Source organism: Variovorax sp. W2I14, assembly GCF_050435205.1.
Classification (GTDB): domain Bacteria; phylum Pseudomonadota; class Gammaproteobacteria; order Burkholderiales; family Burkholderiaceae_C; genus Variovorax; species Variovorax paradoxus_C.
This window is the reverse complement of record NZ_JBNDJX010000001.1, coordinates 6,662,473-6,676,566: the sequence shown is the minus strand read 5'-3', so window position 1 is coordinate 6,676,566 and position 14,094 is coordinate 6,662,473. Positions and strand designations below refer to the sequence as shown.

Genomic DNA, 14,094 nt, shown 5'->3' with positions numbered 1-14,094 from the left:
AACCTGGAAGCAGCCTCAATTGTCCGCCTGGGCCAGCGCGTTGTGAACGGCTTCCAGCGAGGGTGGATCTGCCCCTTCGCGGGTGCAGTTCAGGGCGGCGGCGGTGGCGGCGAAGCGCATCACTTCAGTCCAGGCTTCATCCGTCAGTTCGCCCAGTTGGGCTGGGTGCTCGACGCCGTGTTCGAGCAGCGACACCGAGAGCCCCGCGGTGAAGGTGTCGCCCGCGCCGATGGTGTCGACCACGGTGACGCGCGGCGCCGCCACGGTGAGCGGCGCGTGCCCCGTGCGCCAGAGCGTGGCGCCCGCGCCGCCGCGCGTGACGATCACCGCGCGCGCGCCGGCCTTCAGGCAGTCAGCGGCCAGCGCATCGACCGGCTGGCCGGGTGCGAGCAGTTCGGCGTCTTCATCGCTGAGCTTGACCAGGTCGGCCATCGCCAGCCAGTTCGTCACGCGGTCGCGGAAGGCGGCCATGTCCGGAATCAGGCTCGGCCGCACGTTGGGATCGAACACGATCACGCAGCGCCCGGCGTTGGCGGTGATGAGGTCGGCGATGCGCGTCGAGGCCGGCTCCTGCAGCAGCGAGATCGAGCCGAAGTGCAGGAATCGGCACTCCGCCGGCAACTGCGGCAGCGGCTCGGGCGACCAGGTCGCATCGGCGCTGCCGCTTGTATAGAACGCATAGCGATTGGTTTGCGGCGTGCGTTCGACGAAGGCCAGCGTCGAGGGCGCATTGCTGCGCAGGATGAAGCTGGTGTCCACGCCGTTGCGCGCCAGGAAATCCATCAGTCGCTCGCCGAAGAGGTCGGTCGACAACTGCGTGAGAAACCCCGTGTGCACCCCGAGCCGAGCGCAGGCCACGGCCGTGTTGAGCGGCGAGCCGCCCTCGTGGCCGAGGAATGCCAGGGCGCCCGCCTCGCTGGCGGTGAAATCGATGAGGGCTTCGCCCGTGAGTGCAATTCGCATGGTGCTTGAATGTCGTGGGATCAAGTCAGGTCGTTGGCATCGGCCAGGAAGCCGCGCTCGGCGGCCAGTGTGGCCGGATGGTCCAGCAGTTCGGCAAAAAGGCGCGGCGGGATCGTGAGGGCACCGACGCCCAGCGCCAGCAGCGAGAGGTACGCCTCACGCGACCGGATGCTCGCCACCAGGAGCCGCGTGCGGGGCGAAGGCCGCTGCGCAACCAGCGCCTGCATCTGCGCGATGAGCCCCAATCCGTCGACACCCGAGTCGTCGAGCCGCCCGAGATAAGGCGCCGCATAGGCCGCGCCCAGTTGCGCCGCGAAGTGCGCCTGCTCGGGTGCGTACACGGCCGTCCACGTCACGGGCACGCCTTCGGCAATGAGCCGCGCGCCGGCATCGAGGCCCTGGCGCGTGGCGGGAATCTTGACGACCAGCTGACCGCGGTCGAAATGCGAGAGCAGCGCTTTCGCGTCTTCGAGCATGCCGTCGACATCGCTCGAATACACCTGCGCCTGCACCTGCCGCGCGCCCAGGTCGAGGCAGCGCTTCAGCAGGCCGGGCACGTCACCGCGGTCGACACCCGCGCGTTTCAGCAGCGTCGGGTTGGTCGTCACGCCGTGGACCACCGGATGCGGCAGGCAGGTTTTCAACTCTGCCAGGTCGGCGCTGTCGAGGTAGAGATGGAAGTCTTCGTTCATGGGTCGCATGCTGCAAGGGAAACCGATCTTCTCACCGGGCCGGGAGAAATTCACCGCGCCAAAGGGAGAGGTCCCGATACTTTCTTATCCGGCCTCATGTCAGCTCATGACGTTGCCGCCATCGACGTTCAGCGTCTGCGCCGTGATGTAGCGCGCCTCGTCGCTGGCGAGGAACACAGCGGCGCCCGCGATGTCGCCCGGCATGCCCATGCGCCCGAGCGGCACCTCGAGCCCCACGCGCCGCTTCTTCTCACCGGGCGGCAGCCCTTCGGCCTTGGCGAACAGACTGTCGACGTGGTCCCACATCGGCGTATCGACCACGCCCGGCGCAATGCCGTTGACGCGGATGCCGTGCGGCGCCATGGCCAGTGCGGCGCTCTGCGTGTAGCTGATGACCGCCGCCTTGGTCGCGCAGTAGTGCGACACCAGCGCCTCGCCGCGGCGCCCTGCCTGCGAAGCCATGTTGATGACCGATGCGCCCTGCGCGCCGGCCTCGACCATGTGGCGCAGCACCGCCTGCATCACGAAGAACATGCCCTTCACGTTGACGGCGAAGAGCTTGTCGAACGAGGCCTCGTCGCTGTCGAGCAGCGGCGCGAGATCGAACACGGCCGCGTTGTTGAAGAGCGCGTGGACGGGGCCGAAGGCGGCAATCGCCTCGGCGAGCAAACGTTGAATGTCTTGCGTGCGCGTGACGTCGGCCGAGATGTAGGCCAGACGATCGGGGTGCCGCTGCAACACCGCGCGCACCGCCTCCGGCGCGCTGCCCCCCCGATCGATCACGCTGCAGCGCGCACCCTCGGCGATGCAGGCCTCGGCCACCGCGAGACCGATGCCGCCGCCGGCACCGGTCAGCAACACGTGGCGGTCCTGCAGGCGGCCGCCGGTCATTGCACGTCGCCTTCGACGAAGCGCACCACGCGCGCACACGCCTTGCGAACCGCCTCGACCAGCCGCGCATCACCCGCGAGGTCGCCCCACAGGCCCGCGTCGGCGCACAGTGCAGCGACCGGATCGGCTGCATCGCAGATCGCGTGCGCCACCGCCGCGTCCATGCCCTGGTCCTGGTAGGCGTAGGGCAGCGCGCCGCGGTGCCAGCGCTGCAGGAAGGCGAGGAACAGCGCCGGCAGCATCGCCACGCTGTCGATGCCCTGTCCCGCGGCCAGGCGCTCGCGCACGGTCGGCGCGATGAAGCCCGGGATCTTCGAGAAGCCGTCCGCCGCGACGCGCTGGTTGGTGTCGCGGATCGCGGGGTTGCCGAAGCGGTCGAGCACCACGTCGCGATACGCCGCGAGGTCGATGGGGCTGGGGCTCAGGCACGGGATCACGTCGTCCGTCACGTAGTCGTGCGCCATCTTGCGGATGGCCGCATCGTGCGTGCCTTCGTGAATGAACTCCAGGCCGATCAGCGTGCCGGCCCAGGCAATGCAGCTGTGGGTCGCGTTGAGGATGCGGATCTTCGCCTCCTCATACGGCTGCACCGACTCGACGAGCTCCACGCCCACGCGCCCCCAATCGGGCCGGCCGGCGATGAAGCTGTCTTCGATGACCCACTGGATGAAGCTCTCGCCCGTGATCGGCGCGGCATCGTCGCGGCCGGTGGCGGCGAGCACGCGCGCGCGCAGCTCGGGCGGCGGCCGGGGCGTGATGCGGTCGACCATCGCGTTCGGGCAGCGGGTGTTGGCAGTCGTCCAGGCCAGCAGGTCGGCATCGCCCGCGCGCTCGATGAACTCCAGCAGGCCCCCATGGAAGCGGTCGCCGTTGTGGCGCAGGTTGTCGCAGTTCAGGAGCGTGACCGGCCCCGCGCCCGCCGCCTTGCGCGCGCGAAGAATCGCGCAGACCGCGCCGTAGATCGTCTCGCCCGCCTCGCCGCGCCGCGCGCGTTCGATGTCCGCGGCGAGGTCCGCGAACGACAGGTCGAGCTTGTTGTCCTTCGCATCGAGGTAGTAGCCCGCCTCGGTCACGGTGAACGAGACGATGCGCGTGGACGGCGCCGCGCCGCGCGCGATCACCGCGGCCAGCGAGGGCTCGTAGGGCAGCACCTCGCGGATCGCCTCGATCTGCTCGTAGCGGTACTCGCCCGCGGGCGACACGGTCTCGAGCGTGTAGCGCCCGCCCTGCGCGCGCAGGGCGGCGACGACCTCGGCCATGTCGGGCCGGATGTTGGCGCCCGACAGCGACCAGCGGGTGTCGCCCGCCTCGATCAGCCGCTGCAGGTAGACGGCCTGGTGGGCGCGGTGGAACGAACCCAGGCCCAGGTGAAGCACCGTGAACTCCGAAGGAGCCGGTGGTGTGTGCGCGGTAGACGCTGCTGCGAGAGTCACGGGAAATGTCCGTAAAGAAAAGGAGGAATCAAGCGGAGACCGAACGGCCTTCGCGGTTGAAGAGATGCAGCACGCTGGGGTCGAGCTCGACCGCCACGTCGTCGCCCGCCTGCAGCGGCGTGCGGTCGTTTTGCCGCGCAATGAGCGGCACGCCGCCGACATCGACGTGGATCAGCGTGTCGGCGCCCAGCGCTTCGATCAGTTCGACACGGCCCAGCACGTCCGACACCGGAGCGCCCTGCTTCGGATGCACGCGCAGGCCCTCGGGGCGCACGCCGAGGAAGCCGTCGTTCGGCAGCCGTCCGCCAGTCGCTGCGGAAAAACTCGGGATGGCGCTCGCCGACACCATGTTCATCGACGGCATGCCGATGAACTGCGCGACGAACTGGTTGGCCGGGCGGTCGTACAGCTCCAGGGGCGTGCCGACCTGCTCGATCAGCCCGTCTTTCAGCACCACCACGCGGTCGGCCAGCGTCATGGCCTCGACCTGGTCGTGCGTCACGTAGATCGTGGTCGCGCCGAGCGCGCGGTGCAGCTTGTGGATTTCGACGCGCGTGTTGCCGCGCAGCGCCGCATCGAGGTTCGACAGCGGCTCGTCGAAGAGAAACACCTTCGGCGCACGCACGATCGCGCGCCCGATGGCCACGCGCTGGCGCTGGCCGCCCGACAGGTCCTTCGGCGTGCGGTCCAGGTACTGCGTGAGGTTCAGCGTCTTGGCCGCGTACTCGACCTTGGTCCTGATCTCGTCCTTGGCGACGCCCGCGAGCTTGAGCGCGAAGGACATGTTGTCGTACACGCTCATGTGCGGATAGAGCGCGTAGCTCTGGAACACCATCGCGAGGTCGCGCTTGCCCGAAGGCGCCCAGGTGATGTCCTTGCCGTCGAGCATCAGGTTGCCGCTGGTGATCGGCTCCAGGCCCGCGATCAGCCGCAGCAGCGTCGACTTGCCGCAGCCCGAGGGCCCGACGAAGACGATGAATTCGCCCTTCTGGATTTCGAGGTCGACGCCCTTGATGATGTTCACGTCACCAAAGCTCTTCTTGATGTTCTTCAGTTCGAGGTAGGCCATGAGATGTCTCCCTTTCTTTACTTGACGGCGCCGAAGGTCAGGCCCTGGACGAGTTGCTTCTGGCTGAACCAGCCGAACACGACGATGGGCGCAATGGCCATCAGCGAGGCGGCCGACAACTTGGCCCAGAACAGGCCTTCGGGGCTGGAGTACGAGGCGATGAGCGTCGCCAGCGTGCCGGCCTTTGCCGACGTGAGGTTCAGCGCCCAGAAGGCCTCGTTCCAGCTCAGCACCAGGCACAGCAGGCCGGTCGATGCGAGCCCGCCGACCGACAGCGGCATCACGACATGGCGGAACTCGGTCCACAGGCTCGCGCCGTCCATGCGCGCTGCCTCCAGGATCTCGTTCGGAATGTCCTTGTAGGCGCTGTAGAGCATCCACACCATGATCGGCAGGTTCGACAGCGTGAACACGATGGTGAGCGCGGTGAGCGAGTCCAGCATGCCCGCGGTCTGCGCGAGCACGTAGATCGGCACCAGCGCGCCGACGGCCGGCATCATCTTGGTGGAGAGCATCCACATGAGGATGTCGCGCGTCTTCTTCGTGCGAAAGAACGCCATCGAGTACGCGGCGGGTGCCGCGATCAGCAAGCCGAGGATGGTCGAGCCCAGGCTGGTGATGAGCGAGTTGCGCGCATACAAGAGGTAGTCGCTGCGGCGCTGCACTTCGCCGAAGTTGTCGAGCGTGGGCTCGAAGATGAACAGCGGCGGCACATGGATCGCCTGCAGTTCCGTCTTGAAGGCCGTGAGGAACAGCCAGCCGAGCGGGAAAAACAGGAGCAGTGCGACGGCCCAAGCACCGACGGTGCGCAGCAATTGGGGAAGGAAGTTGCTGGGTTGCATGGTCGTTCCTTCAGTCGAGGTTCTTGCCGATGATTCGGATGAGGAACACCGCGACGATGTTCGCCAGCACCACCGCGAACAGCGCACCGGCCGAGGCCACTCCCACGTCGAAATTCATCAGCGACTGCTTGAAGATCAGGTAGGTCATGTTCGTGCTCTCGTTGCCCGGGCCGCCATTGGTGGTGATGGCGATCTCGGCGAACACGCTGAGCAGAAAGATCATCTCGATCATGATCACCACGGCCATCGGGCGGCCCAGGTGCGGAATGGTGAGATAGAAAAAGCGCTGGAACGAGCTTGCGCCGTCCATGCGCGCGGCCTCCATCTGCTCGCGGTCCAGCGACTGCAGCGAGGTGATGAAGATGAGGCACGCGAAGGGCAGCCACTGCCAGGCCACCATGATGATCACCGAGAGCAGCGGCACGTCGGTGAGCCAATCGACAGGCTGCGCGCCGAAGAAGCGCCACACGTCGGCGAGCACGCCGTAGATGGGGTTCATCATCATGTGCTTCCACAGCAGCGCGTTGACCGCGGGCATGACGAAGAACGGAGAGATGAGCAGCACCCGCACGATGCCGCGGCCCGGAAAGGGCTCGTTCACCAGCAGCGCGAGCAGCACGCCGAACACCACGGTGATGACGATCACGCTGCCGATGAGCAGCAGCGTGTTCCACGTGGCGGGCCAGAAGTCGGGGTCGGTGACGAAGTAGTGAAAATTCTCGATGCCCGCGAACGTGCGTTCGCCGGGCTGCATGAGGTTGTAGTTCACGAAGGAGAAGTACAACGTCATCAACAGCGGCACGATCATCCAGAGGAAGAGCGTGAGCACGGCGGGCGCCATCAGGGCTCGGGGCAGGAGTCTTTTCATGAGGAAGTCCTTCTTGTTGTCTCTGGCTCCTTCCCCCTCTGGGGGAAGGCGGGGATGGGGGCTCCCTGATCGACCACTGCGGCGGTTCGATGCGCCGCGTGCCCCCACCCCTACCCTCCCCCGGAAGGGGAGGGAGTAAAGCCCTGGCTTACTTGCTTACTTGTACTGGCCCGACTTCTTGATCTCGCGCTCGGCCAGCGTCTGCGAGGTCTTCAGCGCCTGGTCGACCGTGACCTTGCCCGACAGCGCCGCGCTCATCTGCTGGCCCACGCCGGTGCCGATCGCCTGGAACTCGGGAATGGCCGCGTACTGAACGCCGACGTACGGCGACTTGGGCAGCGTGCTGTCGCTCAGGTTGGCGCTGTCGATGGCCTTCTTCTCGGCCGCGGCGAACTTGGCCACCTTCTGGAACTCGGGGTTCGCATAGGTCGACTTGCGCGTGCCGGTGGGCACGGTGCCCCAACCGTGTTCCTTCGCAACGAGATTGACGTACTCCTTGGAGGTCGCCCACTTCACGAAGGTCTGCGCGGCCGCGCCCTTGGTCGAGCTGGCGGGAATCGCCAGGTTCCAGGTCCACAGCCAGTTGGCGCCCTTCGGGGTCACGGCGACAGGTGCCTGTGCGAAGGCAACCTTGTCGGCCACCTTCGACTGCTTCGGATCGCTGATGAACGAAGCCGCGATGGTCGCGTCCACCCACATGCCGCACTTGCCCTCATTGAAGAGCGCGAGGTTCTCGTTGAAGCTGTTGGCCGAGGCGCCCGGCGGGCCATAGGCCTTCATCAGGTCGACGTAGAAGGTGATCGCGTCCTTCCAGGGCTTGGTGTCGATCTGCGGCTTCCACTGCATGTCGAACCACTGGCCGCCGTTGGTGTTGACCAGCGTCGTAAGGAAGGCCATGTTGTCGCCCCAGCCCGGCTTGCCACGCAGGCACATGCCGTACACACCGGCCTTGGGGTCGTGGATCTTGCCGGCCAGCTCCTTCACCTGCAACCAGGTGGGCTGCTCGGGCATCTTGAAGCCGACCTTGTCGGCCAGGTCCTTGCGGTACATGAGCATCGAGCTCTCGCCGTAGAAGGGCGCGGCGTAGAGCTTGCCTTCGTACGAGAGGCCGGCGCGGATGGCGGGCAGCAGGTCGTCCGCGTCATAGGCGGCGTCGGTGGCGATGGGCTGGAGCCAGCCCTTCTTCGACCAGATCGGCGCTTCGTACAGGCCGATGGTCATCACGTCGAACTGGCCGCCCTTGGTGGCGATGTCGGTGGTCACGCGCTGACGCAGCGTGCCTTCTTCCAGCGTGACCCACTTGAGCTTGATGTCGGGGTTGGCCTTCTCGAAGAAGGGGGTGAGCTTCTGCATCTCGATCATGTGGCCGTTGTTCACGGTCGCGATCACGAGTTCGGTGGCGGCCTGGGACACGAACCCCGTGCCGAGGAGTGCGAGGACGAGGCCGGCTTTCAGAAAACGCTTCATGTTGTCTCCTAGAGGTGAGCGACGCCCTCCTGGTGTCGGGTCGCCGTGGGGGGATTCTGGAGAAACTCAATTGCAGTTTTGGTACTTCGTCGGTTACCTCCAGTACTTTCATGCACCGGTTGGCTAGTGAATTCCCTAATTGGTGCAACACAGCATGGAAATCCGCAAGCCAAAGGCTTCAAGCCAATTTCAGGTACCGCCGCCCAGCAACTGGCGCCTGAACTGCGCGGCCGCCGGCGAGAGCGCCCGGTCTTCCCGGGTGATGAGGCAGATGGGCGGCACGCGCACCGGCAACTCCACCGGCACGGTGCGCAGCACGCCGAGCCGGGCGTAGTGATCGGCCTGCGAAGCCGGCATCACGGCCGCCATGTCGGAGTTCTCCAGCAGCGCGGTGATGGCAATGGGCGATGCCGTTTCGATGATGTCCAGCCGCGCCTGGATGCCCGCCTCGCGCATCGCCGCCTCGAAGCGCCCGCGCTGCGGCGAGCCGGGCGGCTGCAGCACCCACGACCAGCCCGCCATCTCGGCCAGCGTGACCGGGGCGCTGCGCTCGAACACCGGGTGCGCCGCGCGAACCACCGCCACCTGCGATTCGCCCAGCAGCGGCACGCTCGCGTACTTCGCCTCGTCGTGGCTGTCGGTGAGCCGGCCCAGCACGAGATCGACATCGCCCTGCTCCAGTTGCGCCTGCATCACGTCGCTGGTCTCGACCACCACCGACACGGCCACTTGCGGATGGCGGCGGTGGTACTCCACCAGCGCAGGCGCCAGCAATTCGGGCACCGCGCCCGGCACGCTGCCCACGCGCAATGCACCGCTCAGACCGGAGCGCAGCGCGAGCATTTCCTCGCGGGCGGTGCCGAAGTCGCTGAGCACGCGGCGGGCGTAGCGGATCAGGATCTCGCCGTAGGGCGTGGGCTCCATGCCGCGCGCGAGGCGCTCGAAGAGCTTTTCGCTGAGCGAATCCTCCAGTTGCTGCAGCAGCTTGGTGGCGGCGGGCTGGCTGATGTTCATGGCTTCGGCCGCGCGCCCGAGGTGGCGGTGGGCATCGAGCCGGGCCAGCAGGAGCAACTGGCGCGGCCGCACATGGAGCATCAGCGAGGTGTCGGAGAGGCCCTGGGTCGCATCGGTCATGCACAAAAGTATATGGAGCTTCGGGCTTTTACGATTGGATTGCGAGGGTGAAGCTCCGTAGGCTCGGGCCAAACAAAGCAGGAGACAACCCGATGAAGCTTTCCTACCTGGCCCGCGCGGCCAGCATTGCCGTATTGGCGTTGGCCGCGGCAACCGCCGGCGCGCAGCCGAACTACCCAGACAAGCCGGTGCGCATCATGGTCGGCGCTTCGCCCGGCGGCGGCACCGACATCCTCGCGCGCGTGCTGGCCGACAAATTCGCGCCGGTGCTGAAGCAACCCGTGACGGTGGAAAACCGCCCCGGGGCCTCCAACACCATCGCCGGCGAACTCACCGCGCGCGCACCGGCCGACGGCGCCACGCTCCTCCTGGCCACCAACACCGCGCAGGCGGTGGCGCCGCACATCCTCAAGCTCAAGTACGACCCGCTGAAAGACCTGACGCCCATCGGCCTCGTGGCCGTCATGCCCAACGTGCTGGTGGTCTCGGCCAACTCGCCCTACAAGTCGGTGAAGGACCTCGTGGCCGCCATGGCCGCGAAGCCCGGCGGCTTCAAGTACGCCTCGTCGGGCATCGGCAGCACGCAGCACGTGGGCGGCGAGGCCTTCAACCTGGCCACGGGCATGAAGTCGATCCACGTGCCCTACAAGGGCAGCTCGCAGGCGCACATCGACATCATCTCGGGCGAGGTCGACATGATGTTCGACAGCACCTCGTCGGCCATGGGCCAGATCAAGGCCGGCAAGTTCCGCGCGCTGGCGGTGAGCGCACCGCAGCGCTCGCCCGAACTGCCCGATGTGCCCACGCTCGCCGAGCAGGGCATCAAGGGCGCCGACGTGTCCACCTGGTACGGCCTCTACGTGACGGCCGGCACGCCCCGCCCCGCAGTCGACAGGCTCAGCGCCGAGCTCGTTCGCACGCTGAAGCTCGCCGACGTACAGGCGCGCATCAAGGCGCTGGGTGGCGAACCCGGCGCGCTGACCGGCGACCCGTTCGCAGCGATGAACAAGCAGGAGTTCGACCACTACGGCCAGCTCGTGCGCGACGCCAACATCAAGGCCGAATGAGGCCGCCTTCCACCCACTCACTTCAACCTCCACAACGCATGCCCATGTCAACGCAAACGAAAACCCCGAGCGTGATCTCCGCCAAGCCCCGCATCGTCGTGCTGCTGGGCGACCCCAGCGGCGTCGGCCCCGAAATGGCCGTGAAGCTGCTCGCGCGCCAGCGCAACCTGGACGCCGCACGCGTGCTGCTGATCGCCGACCCGGCCGTGCTGGCCGAGGGCGAGCGCGTGGCGGGCGTGAAGCTCGATCCGCTGCAGGTCGACAGCCTGGACGAACTGCGCTTCGAGGACGGCCGGCCCAGCCTGTACCTGCGCGACTGGATGGAGGGCGAGGCGCCGGTGCTCGGCGAATCCAACGAGCGCTCGGGCCGGGCCTCGTTCGAGGCGCTCGAATATGCGACCGTGGTCGTGCGGCGCGGGCAGGCCGACGCCATCCTCTTCGCGCCGCTCAACAAGCATTCGCTGCGCCTGGGCGGCCTCACGCACGAGGACGAGCTGCGCCACATGCAGGAGTGCTTTGCGGTGACGGGCTTCGTCTGCGAGTTCAACCTCACCGGGTCGCTCTGGACCTCGCGCGTGACCTCGCACATTCCGCTGAAGGACGTGGCGAGCCACATCACGGTCGAGGGCGTCGGCGATGCGGTGAAGATCATCGCGTCTGCCTTGCGCCGCGCGGGCGTGGCGCAGCCGCGCATCGCGGTGACCGGGCTCAACCCGCACGCGGGCGACGGCGGCACCATCGGCATGGAAGAGATCGAAATCATCGCGCCGGCCATCGAGAAGCTGCGGGCCGAAGGCTACGACGCGCGCGGCCCGTTCTCGCCCGACACGGTGTTCATCGGAGCGCGCCGCGGCGATGTGGATGCGGTGGTGTCGATGTACCACGACCAGGGCCAGATCGCGATGAAGCTCATGGGCTTCGAACAGGGCGTGACGCTGCATGGCGGGCTGCCCGTGCCCGTGGCCACGTCGGCCAGCGGCAGCGCCTTCGACATTGCCGGCAAGGGCATCGCGCAGATCGAAGGGCTGCAGCAGGCCTTCGACCTGTGCGTGCGGATGGCGAGCGGTGGAGCGCCTGTGCGGGCGCCCACGGAAACCGCCGCGGCCTGAAACTTCAGGAGCTCAGGCGCTTCAACAAACCCGCCGTAGACGCGTCGAGCCCCAAGATGTCGCCCGAGGCGAGGCGCGGCTCGATGTCCTTCGCCAGCACCTTGCCCAGCTCCACGCCCCACTGGTCGAAGCTGTTGATGCCCCAAAGCGCGCCGCTGGTGAACACGCGGTGCTCGTACATCGCAAGGAAGGCGCCGAGCGCTTCGGGCGTGAGCTTCTCGAACACGAAGAAGCTGCTTGGCCGGTTGCCCGGAAAGTTCTTGTGGCCGCCTTCGTCCAGCTTGCCCACCATCAGCGCCTGCGCCTGCGCGAGCGCGTTGGCCAGGAGCTTGGGGTGGTGGCCTTCGAGGTCGTGCGCCGCATCGCGCACCGCCACAAATTCGAGCGGCGTCACGTCCGTGCCCTGGTGCAGCATCTGGAAGTAGGCGTGCTGGCCGTTGGTGCCGGGCTCGCCCCAGAGCACCGGTGACGTGCCGAACGCCACGGGCTTGCCGCTCGCATCGACCTGCTTGCCGTTGCTTTCCATTTCCAGCTGCTGCAGGTAGGCCGGCACGCGCTTCAGGGCGCTGTGATACGGCGCGATGCCGCGGCTCGTGAACTTGTGGAAGTTGCGATACCAGACATCGAGCAGCCCGAGCCGCACCGGCAGGTTCTGCGCGAGCGGCGCGGTGCGGAAGTGCTCGTCCATCGCATGTGCGCCCGCGAGCAGCCGGCGAAAACCGTCGGCGCCGATGGCCAGCGCGATCGGCAGGCCGATGGCCGACCACAGCGAATAGCGGCCGCCCACCCAGTCCCAGAAGCCGAAGGTGGTGTCGATGCCGAACTTGTTCGCGGCTTCGACATTCGTCGTGAGCGCGGCGAAGTGGCCGGCGATGTCGTTGCCGCCCGACTGCTCGTACCAGCGCTTGGCCGAGAGCGCGTTGGTCATCGTCTCGGTCGTGGTGAAGGTTTTCGAGGCGATCAGGAACAAGGTGTGCTCCGGCGCCAGGCCCTGCAGCACGCCGGCCAGCTCGTGGCCATCGACGTTCGAGACGAAGTGAAAGCGCTTGCCCGGCGCGGCGAACTCCGCGAGCGCCAGCACCGCCATCTGCGGACCGAGGTCGGAGCCGCCGATGCCGATGTTGACCACGTCGGTGATCGTGTGGTCGCCGCGCACCTTCTCGGCATAGGCCAGCATCGCGTCGAGCGTGGCGTGCACTTCGCGCAGCTTGTCGGCCGTCTTGCCGACCTTGGCATCGGCCGGCGCGCGCAGCAGCGTGTGCAGCACGGCGCGGTCTTCGGTGTTGTTGATGTGCTCGCCCGCGAACATCGCGTCGCGGTGTGCTTCGAGGCCGCATTCGCGGGCCAGCGTGAGCAGCAATTCTTCGGTGCGCGCGTCGATCAGGTTCTTGGACAGGTCGGCGAACACATACGGCGCCTCCTGGCTGAATCGCTCGAAGCGCCCCGCGTCGTCCACGAAGGCATGGCGCACGTCGAACTGGCGGCCCGCCGTCTCGAAGTACGACTGCAGTTGCGCCCAGGCCGGCGCACGGTCGCAGCGTTGGGTCACGTGGGTCACTGCCATGTTTACTTGCCGCTTTCCTGCATGAGCTTCTCGAGCTTCACGGCGTCGGCCGCGAAGGCGCGGATGCCTTCGGCGAGCTTCTCGGTGGCCATCGCGTCTTCGTTGAGCGCGAAGCGGAAGCCGGCTTCGTCGTAGCTCACCTGCTTTGCGTCGCCCTTGGCGGCGGCCTTGGCGTCGAGCGCGTGTTCGAGCGGTTCGTTGCTCGCGGCCAGTTCCGCCAGCAGCTCGGGGCTGATGGTCAGCAGGTCGCAGCCGGCCAGCGCCTGGATCTGCCCGACGTTGCGGAAGCTCGCGCCCATCACCTCGGTCTTGATGCCGTGCTGCTTGTAGTAGTTGAAGATTTCGCGCACCGACTTCACGCCCGGATCGTTGGCGCCGCCATTCGCCGCTTCGTCCCACTTGGCGCCGGCCGACTTCTTGTACCAGTCGTAGATGCGGCCCACGAAGGGCGAGATCAGCTGCACCTTCGCGGCGCCGCAGGCCAAGGCCTGCGCGAACGAGAACAGCAGCGTGAGGTTGGTGCGGATGCCCTTCTGCTCGAGCTGACGCGCGGCCTCGATGCCTTCCCAGGTGGAGGCGACCTTGATGAGCAGCCGCTTCTCGGTGTCGATGCCTTCGGCCTTGTAGAGCGCCACGATGCGCTCGCCGCGGGCGATGGTGGCGGCGGTGTCGAACGAGAGGCGCGCATCGACTTCGGTGGAGACGCGGCCCGGAATGATCTGGAGGATTTCGGTGCCGAAGTTCACCAGGAGGCGGTCGATGACTTCATCGAGCGGCTTGCCCGCATGCTTCTTCACGATCTCGTCGAGCAGGGGGCGGTATTCGGGCTTCTGAACGGCCTTGAGGATCAGCGACGGGTTGGTGGTCGCGTCCTGCGGCTTGGAAATGCTGAGTTGCTTGAAGTCACCGGTGTCGGCGACGACAGTGGTCCATTGGCGGAGGGCATCGAGTTGGTTCATGAAATCAATTATCCAGTGCGGGTTGTGACAAGTCCT

At 67.0% G+C, this 14,094-nt stretch carries 13 protein-coding genes; 2 read left to right on the top strand and 11 right to left on the bottom strand.

Annotated elements, in window-relative coordinates; genetic code table 11:
* Positions 1–15: 15 nt before the first annotated feature.
* The 9 genes from QF040_RS31095 to QF040_RS31055 all read right to left on the bottom strand — a co-directional run bounded on the left by QF040_RS31095 (position 16) and on the right by QF040_RS31055 (position 9,359).
* Positions 16–963 (bottom strand): carbohydrate kinase family protein, encoded by a 948-nt coding sequence (locus QF040_RS31095; RefSeq protein WP_429614148.1) that lies wholly within the window; start codon positions 961–963, stop codon positions 16–18.
* A 20-nt stretch (positions 964–983) separates the two neighbouring features.
* A complete protein-coding gene (locus QF040_RS31090) occupies positions 984–1,655 on the bottom strand; it encodes a transaldolase family protein (RefSeq protein WP_429614147.1) in 672 nt (223 codons plus the stop codon).
* A 99-nt stretch (positions 1,656–1,754) separates the two neighbouring features.
* The gene (locus QF040_RS31085) at positions 1,755–2,546 is read right to left on the bottom strand and encodes an L-iditol 2-dehydrogenase (protein WP_429614146.1); all 792 of its coding nucleotides are present in this window, start codon (positions 2,544–2,546) and stop codon (positions 1,755–1,757) included.
* A complete protein-coding gene (gene dalD, locus QF040_RS31080) occupies positions 2,543–3,922 on the bottom strand; it encodes a D-arabinitol 4-dehydrogenase (RefSeq protein WP_429614719.1) in 1,380 nt (459 codons plus the stop codon). The genes QF040_RS31085 and dalD overlap by 4 nt, the downstream gene beginning before the upstream one ends.
* A gap of 85 nt (positions 3,923–4,007) precedes the next feature.
* Positions 4,008–5,048: an ABC transporter ATP-binding protein gene (locus QF040_RS31075; protein WP_306880191.1), complete on the bottom strand. Its 1,041-nt coding sequence runs from the start codon at positions 5,046–5,048 to the stop codon at positions 4,008–4,010.
* 17 nt (positions 5,049–5,065) lie between these two features.
* Entirely contained in the window at positions 5,066–5,890 is an 825-nt protein-coding gene (locus QF040_RS31070) for a carbohydrate ABC transporter permease (protein WP_013539656.1), read from the bottom strand.
* A gap of 10 nt (positions 5,891–5,900) precedes the next feature.
* Complete coding sequence (locus QF040_RS31065; RefSeq protein ID WP_013539655.1) at positions 5,901–6,758, bottom strand: carbohydrate ABC transporter permease; 858 nt, start codon at positions 6,756–6,758, stop codon at positions 5,901–5,903.
* A 156-nt stretch (positions 6,759–6,914) separates the two neighbouring features.
* Positions 6,915–8,225, bottom strand: coding sequence for an ABC transporter substrate-binding protein (locus QF040_RS31060; RefSeq protein ID WP_429614145.1), 1,311 nt, complete (start codon positions 8,223–8,225; stop codon positions 6,915–6,917).
* 189 nt (positions 8,226–8,414) lie between these two features.
* Positions 8,415–9,359 (bottom strand): LysR family transcriptional regulator, encoded by a 945-nt coding sequence (locus tag QF040_RS31055; protein ID WP_429614144.1) that lies wholly within the window; start codon positions 9,357–9,359, stop codon positions 8,415–8,417.
* A 92-nt stretch (positions 9,360–9,451) separates the two neighbouring features.
* Here QF040_RS31055 and QF040_RS31050 point away from each other — a divergent pair, with 92 nt between their 5' ends.
* Together QF040_RS31050 and QF040_RS31045 are read left to right on the top strand one after the other, a co-directional pair.
* Complete coding sequence (locus QF040_RS31050) at positions 9,452–10,426, top strand: Bug family tripartite tricarboxylate transporter substrate binding protein (RefSeq protein ID WP_429614143.1); 975 nt, start codon at positions 9,452–9,454, stop codon at positions 10,424–10,426.
* 44 nt (positions 10,427–10,470) lie between these two features.
* Positions 10,471–11,535 carry a 4-hydroxythreonine-4-phosphate dehydrogenase PdxA gene (locus tag QF040_RS31045; protein WP_429614142.1) on the top strand — a complete coding sequence of 355 codons (1,065 nt, stop codon included), beginning with the start codon at positions 10,471–10,473 and terminating at the stop codon, positions 11,533–11,535.
* A 4-nt stretch (positions 11,536–11,539) separates the two neighbouring features.
* On the opposite strand, the gene pgi is transcribed toward QF040_RS31045, so the two are convergent.
* Together pgi and tal are read right to left on the bottom strand one after the other, a co-directional pair.
* Entirely contained in the window at positions 11,540–13,099 is a 1,560-nt protein-coding gene (gene pgi, locus QF040_RS31040) for a glucose-6-phosphate isomerase (protein WP_429614141.1), read from the bottom strand.
* A 2-nt stretch (positions 13,100–13,101) separates the two neighbouring features.
* Positions 13,102–14,058, bottom strand: a complete 957-nt coding sequence (tal, locus tag QF040_RS31035) for a transaldolase (RefSeq protein ID WP_429614140.1) — start codon at positions 14,056–14,058, stop codon at positions 13,102–13,104.
* Positions 14,059–14,094: the final 36 nt, after the last annotated feature.

Coding starts and splice junctions, on each gene's coding strand:
- QF040_RS31095 (WP_429614148.1), bottom strand. CDS start 963: ATGCGAATTGCACTCACGGGCGAAGCCCTCATCGATTTCACCGCCAGC.
- QF040_RS31090 (WP_429614147.1), bottom strand. CDS start 1,655: ATGAACGAAGACTTCCATCTCTACCTCGACAGCGCCGACCTGGCAGAG.
- QF040_RS31085 (WP_429614146.1), bottom strand. CDS start 2,546: ATGACCGGCGGCCGCCTGCAGGACCGCCACGTGTTGCTGACCGGTGCC.
- QF040_RS31075 (WP_306880191.1), bottom strand. CDS start 5,048: ATGGCCTACCTCGAACTGAAGAACATCAAGAAGAGCTTTGGTGACGTG.
- QF040_RS31070 (WP_013539656.1), bottom strand. CDS start 5,890: ATGCAACCCAGCAACTTCCTTCCCCAATTGCTGCGCACCGTCGGTGCT.
- QF040_RS31065 (WP_013539655.1), bottom strand. CDS start 6,758: ATGAAAAGACTCCTGCCCCGAGCCCTGATGGCGCCCGCCGTGCTCACG.
- QF040_RS31060 (WP_429614145.1), bottom strand. CDS start 8,225: ATGAAGCGTTTTCTGAAAGCCGGCCTCGTCCTCGCACTCCTCGGCACG.
- QF040_RS31055 (WP_429614144.1), bottom strand. CDS start 9,359: ATGACCGATGCGACCCAGGGCCTCTCCGACACCTCGCTGATGCTCCAT.
- QF040_RS31050 (WP_429614143.1), top strand. CDS start 9,452: ATGAAGCTTTCCTACCTGGCCCGCGCGGCCAGCATTGCCGTATTGGCG.
- QF040_RS31045 (WP_429614142.1), top strand. CDS start 10,471: ATGTCAACGCAAACGAAAACCCCGAGCGTGATCTCCGCCAAGCCCCGC.
- pgi (WP_429614141.1), bottom strand. CDS start 13,099: ATGGCAGTGACCCACGTGACCCAACGCTGCGACCGTGCGCCGGCCTGG.
- tal (WP_429614140.1), bottom strand. CDS start 14,058: ATGAACCAACTCGATGCCCTCCGCCAATGGACCACTGTCGTCGCCGAC.